Genomic DNA, 18,626 nt, shown 5'->3' on the forward strand with positions numbered 1-18,626 from the left:
AAAGAAGCACGCTAAAACGGGCCGCTGGGGCCTGTAGCTCAGTTGGTTAGAGCGGACCGCTCATAACGGTTTGGTCGCGGGTTCAAATCCTGCCGGGCCCACCATTTTCCTGTGAGAGCGCCTTTGCGCACAACCTGCTTCGGCGGAGCAGATTGAAGCTGGAAATTCTCAAAGCGCCCGCAAATGCGGGATCAGCCCAGCATCGCCCGGACTTCTTCGTCAAAATACGCAATCGTCGGCTTCAAGCCTTCCTCCAGCGCAATCGTCGGTTCCCAGTCGAGCGTATCGCGCGCACGGGTGATGTCCGGCTGGCGCTGACGGGGGTCATCTTGCGGAAGTGGCTTGTGCACCAGCTTGGATCGCGCACCGGTCATCTCGATAATTTTCTCGGCGAGTTGGCGGATCGTGAACTCGCCGGGATTGCCGAGATTGATCGGACCGGTCACGTCGTCGCTCGTATTCATCAGTCGGATCAGGCCTTCAACCAGATCCGAAACATAGCAGAAGCTGCGGGTTTGTTCGCCATCGCCGTAAAGCGTGATGTCTTCGCCCTTCAGCGCCTGAACGATGAAGTTGGAAACCACACGCCCGTCATTCGGATGCATGCGCGGTCCATACGTGTTGAAGATACGCGCGACTTTGATCTGGACCTTGTGCTGTCGATAATAATCGAAGAACAGCGTCTCCGCACAGCGTTTGCCTTCGTCATAACAGGCACGCGGCCCCAGCGGGTTCACATTGCCCCAATAGTCTTCCGTCTGGGGGTGGATCTCCGGATCGCCATACACTTCGGACGTCGAGGCTTGAAGAATTTTGGCCCGCGTCCGTTTGGCCAGGCCCAGCATGTTGATCGCGCCATGCACGCTGGTCTTGGTCGTCTGAACCGGATCGAACTGGTAATGCACCGGACTCGCCGGGCAGGCCATGTTGTAGATCTGGTCCACTTCGACAAAGAGCGGCACGGTCACGTCATGGCGCATCACTTCGAAACGGGGATTGTCGAGCAGATGCGCTACGTTGGTGCGCCGACCGGTGAAGAAGTTGTCCACGCAGAGCACTTCAGCCCCGGTATCCAGCAGGCGCTCGCACAGGAAGGAGCCGATAAAGCCGGCACCGCCGGTGACGAGAATTCGGGGGACATAATGCATCCCCCAGCGATCCCTGCTTTTCCCTATGGGGTCAAGACTCTTAGACATTTCCGGGCCTTGTGACAGACTGCTCATGGGAGGCCTGACAGATGAACCCTTTTGACCGCATCGTGGATTTCGCCGCGCAGCATCATGGAGATCGCGCCGCTGTTCTTGAGATGTCGCAGAATGCCCATCAGGCAAAATCCCTGAAGAAAATACCCGACGACCGGTATCTCGCCACGATGACGCGCTGCGTGTTCAATGCCGGCTTCAACTGGAAAGTCATTGATGTGAAATGGGACGGGTTTGAACTGGCCTTCGAGGGCTTCGATCCAAACAGGCTCGCCTTCTTTGGCGACGAGATGCTGGGGCAGCTCGTGTCGGACACGCGTATCGTGCGCAATGGCCAGAAGATCAAGGCGACGCTTGAGAATGCGAAATTCGTGGCGGACACCGCCAAAGCGCATGGCAGCTTCGGCGCGTTCCTCTCTGCCTGGCCCGTTGACGACCAGGCCGGGCTTCTCAGCTACCTGAACACAAACGGCTCACGCCTTGGCGGAGCGACGGGGCAGTATTTCCTGCGCTTCTCGGGCTGGGATGCCTGGATCACGTCTGGGGATGTCTGCCGCGCCCTGGTACGGGAGGAGGTGCTGGATAAGCCAGAGGCCAAATCCAAATCCGCGATGAAGAAAGTGCAGGTAGCCTTCAATCACTGGCATGCCGAGAGCGGCCTGCCTTATGCCCAGATCAGCCGCATTCTGGCGCTCAGCGTCGGCTAGACCTGCGCCTTCTGGCGAAAATAGTCGAGCGATCCACGATGGATCAGCGCATCGCCTGGCAGGGTTTCATGGGCCTCGATGTCGGGCTTGCTTTTCACCTCATCATAGACGCCGCCGAAATCCTGGTAGCAGGCATCGAGCAAGGCATCGAAGCTGTCGATCACGAAATAGGTCTGCTGAAAGTCGTCGATGATGTATTTGGTGCGCATGATACGCTGCAGGTCGAAGGCGACCCGGTTGGGGCTGTCATCCTCCAGCGCAAACACGGTCTCGTTGGGGCTTGAGAGAATACCGGCGCCATAGATGCGCAGACCGCCCGCTTCGCGGATCAGGCCGAACTCGACCGTGTACCAGTAGAGCCGCGCAAGATTGTGCAACTGGCCGAGTTGCATGGCCCGCTGTCCGCCTTTGCCATAGGCTTCCATGAAATCAGCGAATACTGGGTCAGCCAGCATCGGCACATGACCGAAAATATCGTGAAAAATATCCGGCTCCTGGAGGTAGTCGAACTCCGCCTCGGGTCGGATAAAGGCCCCGGCCGGAAACCGGCGATTGGCGAGATGGTCAAAGAAAATCTCATCCGGCACCAATTCCGCCACAGGCACAACGCGCCATCCCGTGATCTTTTCCAGCTTGTCCGACAGTTCAGCCATGTTCGGAATACCTGACGCGGACAGTTCAAGCTCTGCCATTGCTTTCAGGGCCACTTCCGAGGCCCGGCCTTTTGCAATCTCTCGCTGACGCAGGAACAACCGATCCCAGCGGTCGTGCTCTGCCGCGCTGTAGGTATCCCACGCCTGATCGATCGTGAAATCAGCGGCGCGCGGAGCGTCATGGTAACGATTCTTGGCAGGTGAAGTTGTCATGGTCGGACTGTACAGCAAATCAATATATAGTTCCATATGAAACTATATACCCCTCTCTTGAGCGGCTTCCAGCACTCGGGTCGACGGCGTTAAGGGAACATGCCAGTAAGGTTTCGGGAATGAAGTGGGGCGTACAATTGTAATCGGTATGACAGAATCAATTTCCCCCGCAAGCGCCGCGCCGAAGCCCTTCAAGTCTTCAGCGATCAGCTTCTCTGTGATCATTGTGAACTATAATGGGGGCGCGTATTTGCAGGCCGCCGTCGATTCGCTGAAGACCCAGACGCTTCAGGACTTTGAGCTGATTGTCATCGACAATGCATCGACCGACGGATCGCCAGATACGTTGGATCTCTCTGGTATCGCACAAGCCAGGCTCATAAAGAATTCGGACAATGTCGGTTTTGCGGTGGCCAACAACCAGGCGGCAAATCTGGCGCGCGGGCAATGGCTCGTATTGCTCAATCCGGACGCCACAGCGTCCGCCAACTGGCTGGAGAAGCTTCAAGCCGCCTCCCGGCGCTATGCGGGCTGCCATGTGTTCGCCTCGACCCAATACTGCCTCGACGACCCGGATATGCTGGACGGCGCGGGCGATGCGTATTTGATCTTCGGCATTCCTTGGCGGGGTGGCTTCGGCCATCCGGCTTCCAAGCTACCCGATACGGGCTTCTGCTTCAGTCCATGCGGCGCTGCGGCAATGTATGACCGGGAACTTTTCCTGCGTATCGGCGGCTTTGACGAACGCTTTTTCTGTTATTGCGAAGATGTCGACATCGGCTTCCGCCTGCAGCTTGAAGGGGAGCCATGCGTCTTCCTCAAGGATGCGGTTGTGCACCATGCGGGCAGTGCCATTTCTGGTCGCCACAGCGCCTTTTCATCCTATCACGGAACACGCAACCGCATCTGGACCTATGCGAAGAATATGCCGACTCCTTTGCTGGTCCTAACTGCTCCGGTTCATCTCGTTCTGTCGGTGTATCTCATTTTCCGGAGTGCCATGATCGGATGTTTCAAACCCACACTACGTGGAACCTGGCACGGCGTGCGAGATCTACCGGCGATCCTGTCAGACCCACGCTGGCGTGTTCGGAAGAGAAAGCGTTCGATGATGGACCTTCTCCGCACGATGACGTGGAATCCACTACGCATGAACCAGAGACTGCCTCATGTCCGGCCCCTGCCTTCTGACGCGGATCAACCCCTGATCGCCCGAGAAGCACACTAGAACAGGCGACAGACTCCGTCAGTCACCCTCAACCGAACCGCCTTGATGGACGAAGTCATACAAGGCTTCTGCAATCCGCAGATCTTCCTCAGTCTTGATGACATGACCTGCCATCTTGTTGACGGGAAACACGCCTCGTCGGCCCGCATATGTTGCGCAGCCGCCGGACTCTTTTGCGGCGAGGAATGTCGCAGAGCGCCACCCTGTGATAGACCAGGAAACCTTCCGAACAGGATCGAGATCCTGCGAGTTCGTCTTCTCGGAAAACGTGAAGTTCACAGGCTCATCATGGTAGAGGCATTCCAGCTGATCATCGACCACGCTGAGCAGCACGTCGACATCGGTTTCAATCATTGCACTTACAAAGTCGCGCACCTCAGCGGTTGTCAGCAATGGCGCAATCGAGTGTACTTGGAACACGCGATCACAGGGATTGGCCTTCAGGAACTCTGTCACGAAGTCTTCACTCGTTGCGTTGTTGGATCCAAGCTCCTCCGGGCGCTGATGGAACTCAACACCCTCGGCTTGCGCAATCGGCCCGAAGTCCGGATGTTCGGAATTCACGATGATGCGGTCGAAGACACCCGCCTCGCGGCATTTCCGGATCGCGTGCACGATCAACGGAACGCCTTTCAACGGCGCCAGGTTCTTCTTTTGCAGACGCTGGCTGCCCATGCGGGCGGGGATCATCGCGATATTGGTCATGCGGCAACAAGCCTTTCGGTTTAGCGCAAATAGTCTGGAATATGGCTCAATGCAGGTTGGGCGTTTTCTAGCCCTTCAATCGCAGCCATGCCCATCATGAAAATGGCTTCTTCAGCGCTACCGCCAATATGGCCTGTAGCGATGAAGTTCGGCAGTCGCAGCAGATCCATGTCCGTCGGGGGTTCCGGTTCAAACACGTCAAACGCAGCCGCCGCAATGTTCTCATTGTGCAACGCGCGCTTCAGCGCTGCCTCGTCCACCAATCCGCCACGCGCCGTATTGACCAGTACCGCATCAGTCCGCATGCGAGCCAGGCGATCGGCATTGATGATCATCGACGTGGCAGGTGTGAACGGCACGTGCAGCGAAAGGACTTCACTGGTCTCGACCAGTTCATCCAGTGAAACGCTTTTCACGCCAGTTTCCTCACAGAATTCCGACAGGTCGCGAATATCATGCGCCTGGACTTCGCAGCCAAGCGCCAGCATGAGCCGCGCCACTTCCTTACCAACATGTCCGCACCCCAGCAGGCCCACTTTGCGGCCTTGCAACTGACGACCCTTGATCTGACGAAATTCACCACCCACGATTTCCATATGTGACCTCACCACATGGCGCAGGCTGGCGATACTGAGTGCAATCACAAGCTCCGCGACAGACCGGCGATTCACGCCGCCTGTCCAGCCAACGTGGACTCCGCGGGCTTCACACGCATGCAGGTCCACATTGTTCAGGCCTACGCCATATTTGCCGATGACTTTCAAATCAGGCAGCCGCGCAAGGATGTCATCGGTGATCTTCTCGAGCGCGACTACGACGTGGGACTTGCCCTGCAGAAAGGCGACGAGTTCATCACCCGCCAAGGTGCGCCCGGTGTCGTTCAAAGTGACGTCGCTGTAGCGGCGATTGAGTTCAGCGGTCAGCTTTTCATGCGCGGAAAAGGAACGCGATAGCACGGCGACGGAGGCAGTGTTGTTCATTGAAATTTTCTCCTGTCCCGAGATGCGTATCCCGCTTACGAACCGGCTGCGAAATGCAACTCGGCCTCCCCAAGACCGTCGACACTTGCCACAATTCTGGCAGGCCCATCAAGGCCCACACGCGGGGCCAGCGCCCCAAGCAGGATTACGTCGCCGCGCCGATGTTCCCATCCTCTCGCTGCCATGCGATTCACATGATCGGTGAGCAATTCAGACGGCAACGCAACCAGCTGCCTGACATCACCCTCCTCCTTCACGACACCGTCCACAATCAGCCGACCCATGCGATCAAGATCATCGAGACTATCGGCGCCCTCTACGCCCTCTCCGGCAACCGCATAACCTGCTGCACCATTGTCCGCGACCAGCGCCAGGCCGCCATGGATTGCCAGCGCAGAGAAGCGGGTTTCGGGAACTTCGATCGCGGCAATGGTCCGCGCCACCGCATCCAGCACCTCAGCGCGCGTATATCCACCGGGCTTCAGCGGCAGGTCAGCCCCCAGGACGACCGCCAGTTCACATTCCGCGCCCGGCTGCCTGAAGTCGGTCATGGGCCGAGTGTCACCCGACGAGATCATGTTCGTCGAGGGGATCAGTCCCGAGAAAGGCCGTGCCAGCCCAAGACCGTCACGCGACCCCTGATTGCTTGCGCCCAGCTTCCAATGGCCGCCTTTCAGTCCCAACGCCCTCAGATAGGAGTCCTGCACGCCTTCGGCGGACTCGTAATCGGCCGGCTGTTGGTCTGTTGGGAGGGAGCAGATGGCGCCCGTTCGGGCTGCTGAAACCAGTGCGTCGGAAAGATTTTCGAAGTGCTTCATGAAATCAGAATGCCTGAATGAGTCATGCCGTTTGCTCCTGCATTACGCCTTGTTCTAGGGGAGCAACTACCCTATCAAAAGCCCCTCAGGTCAGGGAACACCTCACGGCTTCGAATTCCGTACCGAATTGATACGCGAGTAGATAATCCAGCTATGTCCATCGTGATCAATTACGAACTCTTGCTGGCGAGCGCCAAGGCAAGCGGCGACTTCCTCCGCTCACGATTCGCAGACGCCGCAATAGACACCGCGCTGGCGCGAGATGTGAAACTTGCCGAAGATCGCCATTCAGAAGAAATGGTGGCCGCCGGACTGCTTTCCGATAGTCCGTGGGGCGTCATGTCTGAAGAGGGTGGATGGCTCCGAGAGCCAGCGAGCCCGGATGACCCCTATTGGGTAATCGATCCCTTGGATGGAAGCTACAATTTCATGCGCGGAATCCCCTTGTGCGCTGTTTCCATTGCGCTTTGTCAGGGAATGACGCCGCTAGCGGGCGCGGTATATGATTTTGTCCGGGACGAACTTGTCCACACGAATGAGACAGCCGGGCTGTATCGCAACGGCGAACGCATTGACCGCGCGGCCCTTGGCGGCCCGTCGTCCCTCTCAACAGGTATCCCCGCCGCCACACGCTCCAATGCCGAAGCCGCGGCAAAGAATGCCGAGTCACTGAACGCCTGGGGCAAGGTACGGATGATCGGCTCGGCCGCCCTGTCCCTCTCATGGGTCGCTCAGGGGAAACTGGACGGATACAAAGAAACAGGAATCAGGTGGTGGGATGTCGCCGGCGGCCTCGCATTGGTGCGGGCCTCTGGCGGAAATTTCACCGTCGCAAACGACGATATATGGTCACCGCTGGAAGTCTCGGCCAATGGCCGTTAGCGACGCCCAGCGTAGAGTTTTAGGAGTGAAGAAATGTCAATGAATGTTGGAATTTGCGGATTCGGCAAAATGGGACAAATTCGTGCCGATGCGATCGAAACGCACGGCTTCGCCCAGATCAAATCCGTCTTCGACGTCAACATCCCCGATGACTGCAAATACCCGGTCGCCAATTCCATTGACGAGATCATCGAAGACCCGGACATCGACATTGTCTTTCTTTGCCTGCCCAACTATTTCAACAAGCCAAAAACGATCATGGCACTGAAGGCTGGCAAGCACGTCTTCTGCGAAAAGCCCCCCGCTTTCAGCGCTCAGGATGTGCGCGATATTCAGGAAGTCGAACGCGCCAGCGGCAAAGTGCTGATGTACGGTTTCAATCACCGTCAGCACGGTGCAATCGACAAGATGAAGAGCATCGTGGACTCCCGCAAGTTCGGCTCCATTCTCTGGATGCGTAGCCGCTACGGCAAAAGTGTGGATGGTGACTATCTGAACACATGGCGGGCCAAGAAGGAACTGGCTGGCGGCGGCATTCTGCTGGATCAGGGCATCCACATGCTCGACCTCCTGCTCTACCTGACCGGCAAGCCGTTCGACGAAGTTCACGCCATGGTCTCCAACATGTACTGGAAAACCCCCGGCATCGAAGACAATGTCTTTGCGATCATGCGCAACACGCAAACGGGCGTCACTGCGTCGGTCCACTCCACCATGACGCAATGGAGACACCTGTTCTCGCTCGAAGTCTTCATGGAGCGCGGCTATATGGTGCTGAACGGTTTGAAGACGTCGTCAGGGACCTATGGCGACGAGATCCTTACCATCGCTCAGAACCGCACAACGGCGCCAGCGGCAACATGGGAAGACGAAGAACGCCTGACCTTCCACATCGACCAGTCATGGGCACGGGAGATCGAGCTCTTCTTTGACAGCGTCCAGAACGGTGCCCCGGTTAAATTCGGGTCCTCTGATCAAGCCCTTGAAGTCATGTCCCTGATAGACATGATTTACGAGCATGATCTGCATCAGGCACCAAACCTCGCCGACCAACTCAACATGACCGTCAAGGAACTGACCTAGCCCGGACGCTCCGGCTTCGGCGTCTTTTCTGACGCTTTCAGCATCTGATGGAGGGTGTCGATCAGTACGGCGTGGATTTCGGCGGTTTCCACCAGTCTCTGAATCCACTCACCCATTGTGAGCGGTCCGTTGACGGGATCATGGGTTGCCTCGTTCGGCATCGAGGTCAGATGGCGTTTGTCTTTCCAGTGCCGGGCGTAACCGTCCAGTGTGAGCGGGTCATGTGAACCGCCGATACGCGCCACAAACCGGCGCGCTGGCTCGTGATGGCGGGCAATTGTCGCTGCCGGGGGAACATGCCGGTCTGGCGTGCGCGCATCCCACTTGTCGATATCCACACGTCCGTCGATCGCCTGATCCAGCACATAACAGCTCAACAATGCGTTATCATCATATAGAGCCTCGGCGTTGATCGTGCCGGCGCCCTTGTCACCGCCGGTTGGCGACCCGGCCACGATGCCGCCGGCAAGAACATTCAACCGCGCAGAGGGACTTGATGTCCCTATCCCGACCTGGCCATCCGCATCGATGGTCATGCGCGCAGAGCCCGCCGTGTAGAACTGCGTGTTGTCGCCAGTGCGTGCGAACAGGATCGGACCATTGCCAGTTGAAGTGGTCGTGTCATCCTGCATCTGAAACACAATGGTCGGATCGGTTCCCTCGAGCTTGAAGGCAACATTCGCCAAGCCCGCATTGACATGGAAAGGTGTCGCTGGCGCATCCGTCCCGATACCGACGAAGCCGGTATCCTTGTCGACCGAAATTGCATCCCGCCACACGCTTCCATCATTGCTGACCTTTATGTGGAAATCGTCATCACCCGTCAGACCAATCTCCGCGCGCCCTGATGCGCCCGATTGCATGAGAAGAGAGGCAGTCGCGGCCGGGGCACTCTTGTTGACGTTTAAGCGACAATCCCCGTTACCGGGTGTGACGTCATCATGCTGCAACAGGACAGAGTCAGATTTCACAGACAGGCGATTGGAAAGGTCGGCTATCGTGTTGATCCCCAATACCGGGCTCTCTTCCGATGGCGCGGCGCCCGCCATAGCCACCCAGTCAGCGCCATTGAAAACGTGCATCATCGCTTCATCCAGAATGTAAGCCCGCATACCCGCCAGTGCCGGGAATACGGCCCATGCACCATCCTGGAATGTGGCGATTGTATTCACGGCATAGCCGGACCAGTTCTCGCCCGTCGCGCTGGCAGGAATGATGTAGGCCTCGCCGTCCGAAGGCGCCTCGGGCTGGATCGAAATTGCTTTCGATTGCACGCACAGCTGAACCATCTGGTCCAGCTTGCGGAACGCCTCGTTTACGGTGACATGTTTCTGGGCCTGATTGGGTATCAGGTATGGCAGACCAAGACGTGCAGACTCGTCCATGGGGAGCTCCTTTGATGCTTTTCAGACATCTATAGCTCCGTGCGGTTACGGTCGGATTGGCAGAGTTTAGTCCTCGGGTTGGGAGTTGAACCGCACTTGTTCAGCCAGTCCTTTTCCGATCACGCGACTGTGCTGAATCTGGCACTCCTCCTGCAAATGCTCACGGGAATCAAAAAAGCATGTGTACGGATATTGTAAGTTGCCCTTAAACTCCAGGAAGCCCCCCTTTTCTGCCATCCCAAACCAAGCACGCATCTTGTCGAGCGCCTCCGGAGACAGCTCGCCCGAGTCAACGGAAGGGCTGAGCAAACCATATACGGTAATGTCATTGGCGTTGGCCCACTTGATGAATTCCATCAAGCCGGCAGGAGGTTCGACCATCTCTGCAATCCTTCGCGTTTCCGCTGCAGAAGATCCGGCCGTTTCGACTTTCTCGCGGTATTTGGCAGCGACCTCCGCAGTGTGTCCGCGATAGTCCCCCTGCAAAGTCATACGTCCTTCCTTGTCGAATCCATGGCGTTTGCCACCGACATAGTTCTCAGTTTCCAGCAGGGCCGCGAACAAATAATCGAGGTCGAAATAGAATAGCGCGTCCAATGAACGCCTGACACCCAGCCCCTTCAGAAAGCTTTTCTCATGACGCACAATGTAGGGATATGAAATGCGAGCCCGCATATCCTCGGCATTCAGGAAGTAGAGCCGGTACTCCCACGGCAGCAGAACGATATCGCCAGGTTCTGCAACTTGCTTTACTTGCTGAAGAATTGTCTCGCGCCCCAATGCCAGCGCAATGGACAGATTCACACATGGTATTCCGGATTCCTCGGCAATCGTCTCGCAGCGGTCGCTGTAAAATCCGCTACTCCCGGCAGCGAGGACAATTTTCGGCTTGTCCAGCGCTTGGCCGTAAGCTCTCTTCTGTGAATATACGCGGTCGAAAATCCCGACCGACAATGGCTTGTCGATAACCACACCGAACAGGCCAGAATACAGCACAAGTCCCAGAAGGCTGGCGGCAATAACACTCAGGATAGGTTTCATTTACGCGCCTCCCTAAAACTGGAAGTAGATGAATTCTTCAGACGCTGTTCCGAAGAACACCGCCTGAATGACGAAGCCGATTACCAGCGCAACTCCCACGAGGCGTGCGCGCTGACCGCCCCGTTCCTTCGTCTGCGCGAATGCAACCGCAAGTCCGAGCAGAGAGAAACAGAATGCCTGCACCAGGCTGGTCCATTGGGCCGGATCGGAGAAGAGGGTCGAACCGGCAGGGGTCAAGGACGCATACTTCACGGGGAGCCCCAGCAGCGCATTGAGATGAGGCGGCATATGGAATCCATTCATGCCGAGGAAACCGGCCAGAACATTGTTTGCCGCTTCCAGGTTTTCTGCGCGGAAATATATCCATGCCACACAGACCGCAAAGAACGTGACAGCCCAGCCAAACACCCTGCCCGGCAGGCTTCCAACGGCGGCCTCAAGCCCGCTCCCCTTGATCACCGAGTTGAACAGATGGTTCACCGTCAGATATGCTCCGTGCAGCCCTCCCCAGATCACGAAAGTCCATGCCGCGCCATGCCAGAGACCGCCAAGCAGCATGGTTGTCATCAGGTTGATATAACGCCGGACATTGCCGCGGCGATTACCGCCGAGAGGGATGTACAGATAGTCGCGCAGGAAGTCAGACAGAGTGATGTGCCACCGGCGCCAGAAATCGATAATACTGGATGCGCGATAAGGGGCTGCAAAGTTCTCAGGCATCTTCAAGCCTACCAGCAAGGCAAGCCCAATGGCGATGTCCGAATAGCCGGAAAAATCAAAATATATCTGTCCGGCAAATCCAAGCGTTGCCAACCACGCCTCGATCAAAGTTAGTTGCGCACCCGCAGCAGCTTCACCGAACAGCTGGTTCACCGCAGGTGAAATGCCATCTGCCAGGACGGCCTTCTTGAACAGGCCGATGATGATAATTGCGAGCCCGCTTGCGAACATGGCGGCGGTGGGGCGTGCAAACAGCCTGGTCTTGAACTGGGGCACCAGATCCTTGTGATGAACGATCGGGCCCGCAATCAACTGCGGAAAGAATGATATGAACAGGGCATAGTCTACAAAGCTGTATTCTTCATCGAGCTTGCGTTTGTAGGCATCTACCAGGAACGCGATTTGCTGGAATGTGAAGAACGAAATTCCCAGCGGCAGGATGACCTTGAATACCTCGATATCGAAACCGAACAAGAACTCGATATTACCAATAAAGAAATTGAAATATTTGAAGACAAACAACAGGCCGAGATTGAACGTCACGCTGCAGATAAGCAAAAAGCGCCGCTGTCCAGACGGACGATCATGCGCGGAAAACGCCCTGCCCACGAAATAATTGACGATGATTGTTCCAAACAACAGGAACAGGTACCGCCACTCCCAATACCCGTAGAAAAACGCGGAAGACAGCAGCAGCCAAACCTTGACGGCATCCTTCTGTCCGGCACGTCCGAGCAGCAAAGCAACAACCAGCACGACCGGCAGAAAATAGGCGAGAAACGGGACAGAATTGAACAGCATGGCGCAGTGAGCCCTTTATGACGAGCGCAAGCCGCGCCGCTTCAGTAGTGGCGGGATTACTTCATGAAAGAATTGGCGCCATGACAACAGACGCAACTTTCTGAGTCGCGTTCCTGCCGATCCCTTGACTTGATCATGCTTGATTCCCAGCCCACGCGACGGCCGGTCGAATATGGCCAAGTTCACATGGCCCACGCCCAGTTTCCATAGCTTGATGCTCAATGCATGCTCATTGAGTATGTTGCGCACCTTGTTCTTGAAGAGCGGAAAGGTTGTTTCGCTCAGGACATAGCCCCGTTTGTCTCCTCGTCGCCAGACCTTGGTCTGGTGCGTGTAGAGAAACTCCTGATAGTTCTGCGAAAGCGGAGCGCTCTCCCGAAACGGCTTTTCAGGACAATAGCGCGTGAATACTTCGTTTGCCGTCGAGAAACTGGTCACAGGGTAAAGCTTCTCGAATACGGATCTGGGCACCATGAAGAAGGTCGTGCACAACCATTTCCGACAGGCCTGCCCGCCGATACGCATTGGCTGGGCCAGCGTATCGAGCGGATCCGGATTGACTCGAGAGAATGTATCTACCCATCCCAACACGGTTTTCTGTGCTGGCAGTTGGCGGATAATGTCGGCGTCGATCGCTTCCAGCGCCTCCAGCGGCTTCGAATTGGCCAGGGCATCATTGACCATCAATACGACGTCGAACGTTTCCGGCAGCCTCGCCCGAACTTCGCGCCAGCCGCGATCCCAGCCGGTAAACTCATGAGCTGTATTATCGCCGCCGACCGCAAAGGCGCGGCATGGCCAGCCCTCAGTCGATGCTGATTGCCACTCGCGTTGTTCGTTCGCATTGTCGATCTCAACAACCGTGAACTCTATGCCTTCTCGCGCCTTGAAGAAATCTCCTAGAACCGCACGCACGCCTTTGGTTTTCTCGGGGTCGAATGTCAAGAACAGGACAAGTACCCTGAAGGCACGATCCCCTGCACCCTGCAGACGGTCGTCGTGGCTGGGCACACCATCAGCGCTCATTGAACAATACCGTGAACATACTCAACTATTCTTCGTCTCTTGAACTACCGCAGCAATCTGAGAGACGGAAATTGCCTCTTTCTCCCGAAGGCGGGCCAACACTTCCGGTAGCAGTTCCTGCGCTTGCGGTGAGAGCATGAGATGCTTGAGGAATCCTGGATTACGCCGAATGGCCAGCGTAAGCGCTTTCCTGTTCTCGAACATCAGCTTCGCCATCGCCCGGTCTTCCAGAAGAAGAGAAAGATTGTGATGAGACAAAATTGCCTGACCGAACAGTTTCCTCAGGACAGGCACACGGCGAAATGTTCCAGCAAGCAAGCGGACGAAGTTCTGCTTGACCCTGTGCTTCAGCGACGGCGTACCGCGGCGCGCGACTGGTTTCCTGGTCGCTTGGTCGATAGCGACGAGCGTTTTGCGTGTTGCCTGCAACTCGTCTTCGGAGGTCACGTTCGCCTTGGGTGCATACTCGGCCTCGCGTCCGAGTAGATCGTCGATCAGGCGGACATAAGCATCAAAGCCCAAGCTGGAATAATCATGCTGCCGGATTTCGGACTGACGCGCAGGCAGATTGTCGAGCACATCGGAGATAATGGGCGCAAGTTCTTCTGGCTCGTCCATTGACGCATAAATCAGCTTGTCCCCGCTGACCTCTCTCAACACAGGAAGATCGTACACGACACACGGCACGCCACAATAGAGCGCCTCGACCGGTGGATACCCGAACCCCTCGAACCTCGACAGAAAGAGCATCAAATCTGCTTCGTATAGCAGTTTGAACTTCTCGACATCAGTCACACGATGCTGGAAGCGGACCTCCACATCGTGCTCTTCGCCCCATGCATGGTAAGCAGAAGCAACGGATTCATCCATCGTCGCTGTGCCGACAATAAATGTCAGCCGACATCCCGACAGGGCGGGTCCGGCATGATCGAGCAATTCCATGCCACCCTTGTATCCGAAAGCGCCGCCAAAACGCGTGATACAGATGACAGATCGGCGATCGTCGGACTTTACCGCAAGGGATTTGGCTTCTGCAGCGGCCAGGTCATTGATGGGTGGGTTGATGTGGTGAAAGCGGGCGCCTGTACCTGCAAAATACTCTTCCGCATGCGTCTCACCTTCCAGTGTCGACGCGAGAACCACATCCAAATGCGGCCCAATAGCCTTCCATGCGTCCCACGGCTTCTGGTTTGTGCCGTGCTCTGCCGTCTTCGCAATCCAGTTCGGGGTCTCGAAACTCAGCATTCCGAGCTTCGCCTTGTTTGCAACGGAAATGTCCAGCGCCCGCCGGAACACTTTCACTGGCGGATGCTTGTGCGGAATAATCCAGACAAAATCCCATGGCCCATCGGGCGTGTCTGAAAAATCCCGCGTCAGTCGCAACACAAACCGATCTCCGAAGTCGAAATCTTCGAAGTCGTCAATGAAGATCGGCGTATTGTTCGTCCAAAACGTGACCTGATGACCAAGCGCAGCAAACGCCTGTGCCATCATCCATGCATGGTAGCGCCCACCTGAATAGGCGCCTTGAGGCATGATGCTGCAAATAAGGATTTTCATGCCAGCCCCTGAACAAGCACGTGCGGACAAGTCTACTCTTCAGCCGACTTTTTCTTGCGCCGAAGCCAGATACTGGCCCCCTGGTTCTTCAGGCACAATGGCATGCGCTCCTCGAAGAATTCGCGGTGGAACCTCTGCATGAATGTATTCGTGTAGACGATTTCGAAGTCGCTGTTGAATTCGAGAAACGCCCGAAGGAGATAGGTCTCCGTCCACCAGCGGCCCTGATACACCCAATGCTCGGGATATTCGAACGGATAGTGGATGTCGTGGAAATGGACGTACACCCCCTCATTGATGTGCGGGAGTATCTCGAAGAACATGTGGTTCACATCACTGCCCACGCGAGAGACGTGCGTCGAATCGACAAACAGAATGTCGTTTTCCTGCAGCGAGGTGAAGACTTCGATATCGACATCCTGAACCCGCTTTTCGATGATTTCACGGGTCTCGAGATCGGACGGACGCACCAGCGATTTCAACAATTGCGGATACGGTTCAACGAAACGGATATCGATATCACCATTGAAGAACGCGTCATTGGTATCGAGCATACAGCACGAGGAATACCCGGACCCGACCTCAACGATGCGCTTGGGTTTGACGCGGCGCATCATGCTGTAAAGCGAGATGGCATCGGAGTAGGAGTAGCCCCCATTCAGGAAGCCGTAGCGCATCTTGTCAGAAGGCTCGTCGCCAAATGGAATATCGTCATAGAAGGACGCAAACTCTTCAAGCACGGCCAATTGCTTGTCTTCGTTCAGGCCGATGCCCGGCAGGGTACGCCGATCACGATTGAAGATTCGCTCTTCGTCGGCCTTGATGTCTTCAATGTTGGCGACCGGAGAATAGAAATGCCCAAGTGCGCGCCATAGCGGGCTCTTCTCGTCATCGGCGCCGACCTTGTTGATCTTGTCTTTCAACGAGCGGACTATCTTTTTCAATGCAGCATTTTCCTTCTGCAGCACTTCAAGTTCATCCTTGTTGTCTTGTACATCCGTCACTGGATTACCCCACTTGGTTCAAGCCTCAGGAACGTGCGCTTGCCATCATCTCGTCGAGCAGGATGGCAGCACTTTCTCCTATACGTGTCGTCTCATAGTCTTCGCGCGCTTTGCGGCGAGCAGCAATTGCAAAAGCTGCTTTTGCCGCGTCATTCGCCAGTATGCTTCGAACGGCGTCGGCCATGTCAGCTGCGCTGAAATCATCCAGCACAATCCCGGCATCATCCAGCACGAATTCTGCCGCGCCGCCTGAACCCTTGAAACAGATAATCGGCGCGCCAAACGCAGCCATTTCCATGACCGAGCGTGGAAAGGGGTCATCGCGCGATGTCATCAATCCAATTTCAAACAGTTTCAAATATGGATAGGGGTTCTTGCGCGCGCCCGGGAAGACGACCCGACCGGAAAATCCCGCATCTTCCACTTTCTTCAACATATCCTGCCGCATACCGCCATCACCGATCCAGACGAAGTAGACGGGCCGTCCCTTCGGTTCGGAACGCAGGACATCCAGGGCGGTATCGACGAAGTAATCGACCCCCTTCCGGCTATCGACTGACCCCAGACCGCCAATGATCACAGCATCTTCAGGCAGCGCGAGTTCCTTGCGCATCTCGCCGACGGTCAGATCTTCAGCCTTCTTGTCGAAAACTTCCGGCTCAATGGAGCCGGGCACGATCCCGATGCGCTCATGTGCGATGGAGAATGTATCTTTCAGATAATTCCGAACAAATTCGGAAACGGCGAAATATTTGTAATCCGGCTGCTTGAACGCATTCAATTGCACCTGATTGTACAGCGCGATCGTCGTCCATAATTCCCGCACATGGATGAGCGTCGGTGCCTTGATGCCTAGCTTGGCCAGCAAGTCCCCGTTCACAGTCGTGTTGGAATACACAAGATCAGGCTTGAATTGACGCAGTTTCAGCCGCAGGCGCTGTTCATGTCGCCACTGGCGGAATTTTCGCCGCCGAACGTCTTCTGGCAGAGGCGGTCGTTTCGCCCCTTCCGGGCGCATATCGGCCGGATCCAGAAAATGCTGGTAGTAGACATGAGTTGGCGCGAGTTTTTCAAACTCACTGCGCAGCGGACCTTCCTTGCGCATCAGAACCTGGAATTCCCAGTCCCGATTGGCGGCAAAATGCTTCATTAGCGTAAGCAGGCTTATGGGCGCGCCACTCATCGTGCCGTGATGCGATATGAACAGGATGCGTTTCTTTTCGGTCATGTCTACTTTTTGAAAATGCTGTCAAAATCGGTTCGGGGAAATGCATCAAGGAAGCTGTTGACGCCGGCATTGTAGATTTCGCGGCCAGCCTGCTTGTAGGCGTCGGCGGCCACTTCATAAGCCTTGTCCTGAAGTGAGGTGTTTGGCACGCCGATCACGTCTCCGATCTGGTAATAATCGGGGTTCATGTGGCACTGCCGAACGAGTTCGTAGTTCTCCTTGGTCACCTCGATCTTGCCGGGTGGAAAATTCTTGGCCAGCGCACCATAACTGTGATCGACGCCAATCAGGTAGACCGGATTGCAGCCCAGATAGTAGGCCAGCTGCAACGCGATGTAAGTGATGGTCGAGCCCAGATACACGATGTTGGAAAAGTCACGGGAGAACTGGATTCCCATTTCGTCGAAATAGTACGGGTCGCCCCGGCGCGCGTTGAAAAACAGCGTGTCGTCGAAATTCTTGAAACAGTACGCGTTGTAGATCGCCGCCATTTTGGTCGGCCCCACAACATTGTGGATTTCCTTGCGGCGCAACTCGGTCTGCTCTGTATCTTCGAACAGGAGATATTTGGTGTGGAAGCCCCACTCGTCGAACATCTGGTAGATGCCATTGGCCCCGAACGTGATCTGGTCTCGCAGCGGCGTCAGGTCCATTTCCTTCAGGCTCGGACCATTCCCGATAATGAATCCCGGCTTGCCTTGGTGCTTGTTGCGCATGTGGCGCAGCGTGGTCTGGAATCCCGGCCGGCGATAAAACCCGAACTTGCCAGCGCCGTTACGGCCCGGCTTGATCTGGTCAAAGAAATTCATACGCGCCCGCACGAGACGCAAATAGCCGGCGGCCTTTTCCTTTTCAGGAAACCTGTTGGTCCAAACAATCATCTAGGGCGTCCCTAACTTCAACTTTGTTCCCTGCAGCCGGGAACCTTCACTTGCGTACATGAATCGATCTTTGAAATGCGAATTCAGTCCCGCCCCCCATTTATACCTAATACTTCCGGATGGTTTTTGAGAGCTCTGCAAGCGACGATCATACGATTCACAGCACACGGCACCGAGTATCTCACCCTGTATCGGGCACGTCAGTGGCGCCTGCTCCGACTTGCGAACCAGTTTTGCGAAACCCGATATACGCAACTGTGGCCACCTCTACCTTGGATCAACGCCCCCAAACCTGTCTGAGGTCAGAGCCCATTCCGGCCAGCGTTAAGGCGTGTCACTGAGTTAATCAAGTACGCCTCCCAGCAGCCTAGGAATTCGCTCAAAGGTGACAATTTTTGACCAGATACTCAGGAGCCAAAGGTACCCGCAACGGCAATTCCCGTTCACAAGCAGGCGAGCCTGAGCCGTCCCTGCATTGCCGCCAGGAACCAATCGGGGTAGACGAGCGC

At 56.0% G+C, this 18,626-nt stretch carries 17 protein-coding genes and 1 tRNA gene; 5 read left to right on the forward strand and 13 right to left on the reverse strand.

Annotated features, from left to right (window positions below; genetic code table 11):
• Positions 1–27: 27 nt before the first annotated feature.
• Positions 28–104, forward strand: a tRNA-Ile gene (locus B3527_RS10140).
• An 87-nt stretch (positions 105–191) separates the two neighbouring features.
• Here B3527_RS10140 and B3527_RS10145 read toward each other — a convergent pair.
• Positions 192–1,148, reverse strand: coding sequence for a UDP-glucuronic acid decarboxylase family protein (locus B3527_RS10145; protein ID WP_034810955.1), 957 nt, complete (start codon positions 1,146–1,148; stop codon positions 192–194).
• An 89-nt stretch (positions 1,149–1,237) separates the two neighbouring features.
• On the opposite strand from B3527_RS10145, the gene B3527_RS10150 reads away from it, so the two are divergent.
• Positions 1,238–1,909 (forward strand): DNA-3-methyladenine glycosylase I, encoded by a 672-nt coding sequence (locus B3527_RS10150; protein WP_290479793.1) that lies wholly within the window; start codon positions 1,238–1,240, stop codon positions 1,907–1,909.
• Here B3527_RS10150 and phhA read toward each other — a convergent pair.
• Positions 1,906–2,811 carry a phenylalanine 4-monooxygenase gene (gene phhA / locus B3527_RS10155; RefSeq protein WP_290479794.1) on the reverse strand — a complete coding sequence of 302 codons (906 nt, stop codon included), beginning with the start codon at positions 2,809–2,811 and terminating at the stop codon, positions 1,906–1,908. The two genes, B3527_RS10150 and phhA, sit on opposite strands and share 4 nt — an antisense overlap.
• Before the next feature lie 112 nt (positions 2,812–2,923).
• On the opposite strand from phhA, the gene B3527_RS10160 reads away from it, so the two are divergent.
• A complete protein-coding gene (locus tag B3527_RS10160; protein ID WP_290479795.1) occupies positions 2,924–4,003 on the forward strand; it encodes a glycosyltransferase family 2 protein in 1,080 nt (359 codons plus the stop codon).
• 18 nt (positions 4,004–4,021) lie between these two features.
• Here the strand turns inward: B3527_RS10160 and B3527_RS10165 are convergent, their stop codons facing one another.
• Genes B3527_RS10165 through B3527_RS10175 form a run of 3 tightly spaced genes read right to left on the reverse strand, consistent with a single transcriptional unit; the run spans position 4,022 to position 6,506 of the window.
• On the reverse strand, positions 4,022–4,708 hold the full coding sequence (locus B3527_RS10165) for a cytidylyltransferase domain-containing protein (RefSeq protein ID WP_206991123.1): 687 nt from the start codon (positions 4,706–4,708) through the stop codon (positions 4,022–4,024).
• Positions 4,709–4,728: 20 nt separating this feature from the next.
• Positions 4,729–5,688: a phosphoglycerate dehydrogenase gene (locus B3527_RS10170; RefSeq protein ID WP_206991124.1), complete on the reverse strand. Its 960-nt coding sequence runs from the start codon at positions 5,686–5,688 to the stop codon at positions 4,729–4,731.
• 35 nt (positions 5,689–5,723) lie between these two features.
• The gene (locus B3527_RS10175; protein ID WP_290479796.1) at positions 5,724–6,506 is read right to left on the reverse strand and encodes a 2-keto-4-pentenoate hydratase; all 783 of its coding nucleotides are present in this window, start codon (positions 6,504–6,506) and stop codon (positions 5,724–5,726) included.
• A gap of 153 nt (positions 6,507–6,659) precedes the next feature.
• Between B3527_RS10175 and B3527_RS10180 the strand changes: the two genes are divergently transcribed.
• Both B3527_RS10180 and B3527_RS10185 read left to right on the forward strand, forming a co-directional pair.
• Positions 6,660–7,388, forward strand: coding sequence for an inositol monophosphatase family protein (locus B3527_RS10180; protein ID WP_290479797.1), 729 nt, complete (start codon positions 6,660–6,662; stop codon positions 7,386–7,388).
• Between the two features lie 33 nt (positions 7,389–7,421).
• Positions 7,422–8,471 carry a Gfo/Idh/MocA family protein gene (locus B3527_RS10185; protein ID WP_198019709.1) on the forward strand — a complete coding sequence of 350 codons (1,050 nt, stop codon included), beginning with the start codon at positions 7,422–7,424 and terminating at the stop codon, positions 8,469–8,471.
• Here B3527_RS10185 and B3527_RS10190 read toward each other — a convergent pair.
• From B3527_RS10190 to B3527_RS10225, 8 genes are all read right to left on the reverse strand, one after another.
• A complete protein-coding gene (locus B3527_RS10190) occupies positions 8,468–9,856 on the reverse strand; it encodes a DUF2793 domain-containing protein (RefSeq protein ID WP_290479798.1) in 1,389 nt (462 codons plus the stop codon). The two genes, B3527_RS10185 and B3527_RS10190, sit on opposite strands and share 4 nt — an antisense overlap.
• Positions 9,857–9,922: 66 nt before the next feature.
• A complete protein-coding gene (locus B3527_RS10195) occupies positions 9,923–10,897 on the reverse strand; it encodes a hypothetical protein (protein ID WP_290479799.1) in 975 nt (324 codons plus the stop codon).
• A gap of 12 nt (positions 10,898–10,909) precedes the next feature.
• The gene (locus B3527_RS10200) at positions 10,910–12,418 is read right to left on the reverse strand and encodes an MBOAT family O-acyltransferase (RefSeq protein WP_206991129.1); all 1,509 of its coding nucleotides are present in this window, start codon (positions 12,416–12,418) and stop codon (positions 10,910–10,912) included.
• 15 nt (positions 12,419–12,433) lie between these two features.
• A complete protein-coding gene (locus B3527_RS10205; protein WP_290479800.1) occupies positions 12,434–13,444 on the reverse strand; it encodes a hypothetical protein in 1,011 nt (336 codons plus the stop codon).
• Positions 13,445–13,465: 21 nt separating this feature from the next.
• The gene (locus tag B3527_RS10210; RefSeq protein ID WP_206991131.1) at positions 13,466–15,004 is read right to left on the reverse strand and encodes a glycosyltransferase; all 1,539 of its coding nucleotides are present in this window, start codon (positions 15,002–15,004) and stop codon (positions 13,466–13,468) included.
• Between the two features lie 32 nt (positions 15,005–15,036).
• Entirely contained in the window at positions 15,037–16,008 is a 972-nt protein-coding gene (locus B3527_RS10215) for a class I SAM-dependent methyltransferase (protein WP_290479801.1), read from the reverse strand.
• A 25-nt stretch (positions 16,009–16,033) separates the two neighbouring features.
• Positions 16,034–17,236: a glycosyltransferase gene (locus B3527_RS10220; RefSeq protein WP_290479802.1), complete on the reverse strand. Its 1,203-nt coding sequence runs from the start codon at positions 17,234–17,236 to the stop codon at positions 16,034–16,036.
• A 2-nt stretch (positions 17,237–17,238) separates the two neighbouring features.
• Positions 17,239–18,117 (reverse strand): 6-hydroxymethylpterin diphosphokinase MptE-like protein, encoded by an 879-nt coding sequence (locus tag B3527_RS10225; protein ID WP_206991134.1) that lies wholly within the window; start codon positions 18,115–18,117, stop codon positions 17,239–17,241.
• Positions 18,118–18,626: the final 509 nt, after the last annotated feature.

The sequence above is a fragment of the Hyphomonas sp. UBA4505 genome (assembly GCF_002388685.1).
GTDB lineage: Bacteria > Pseudomonadota > Alphaproteobacteria > Caulobacterales > Hyphomonadaceae > Hyphomonas.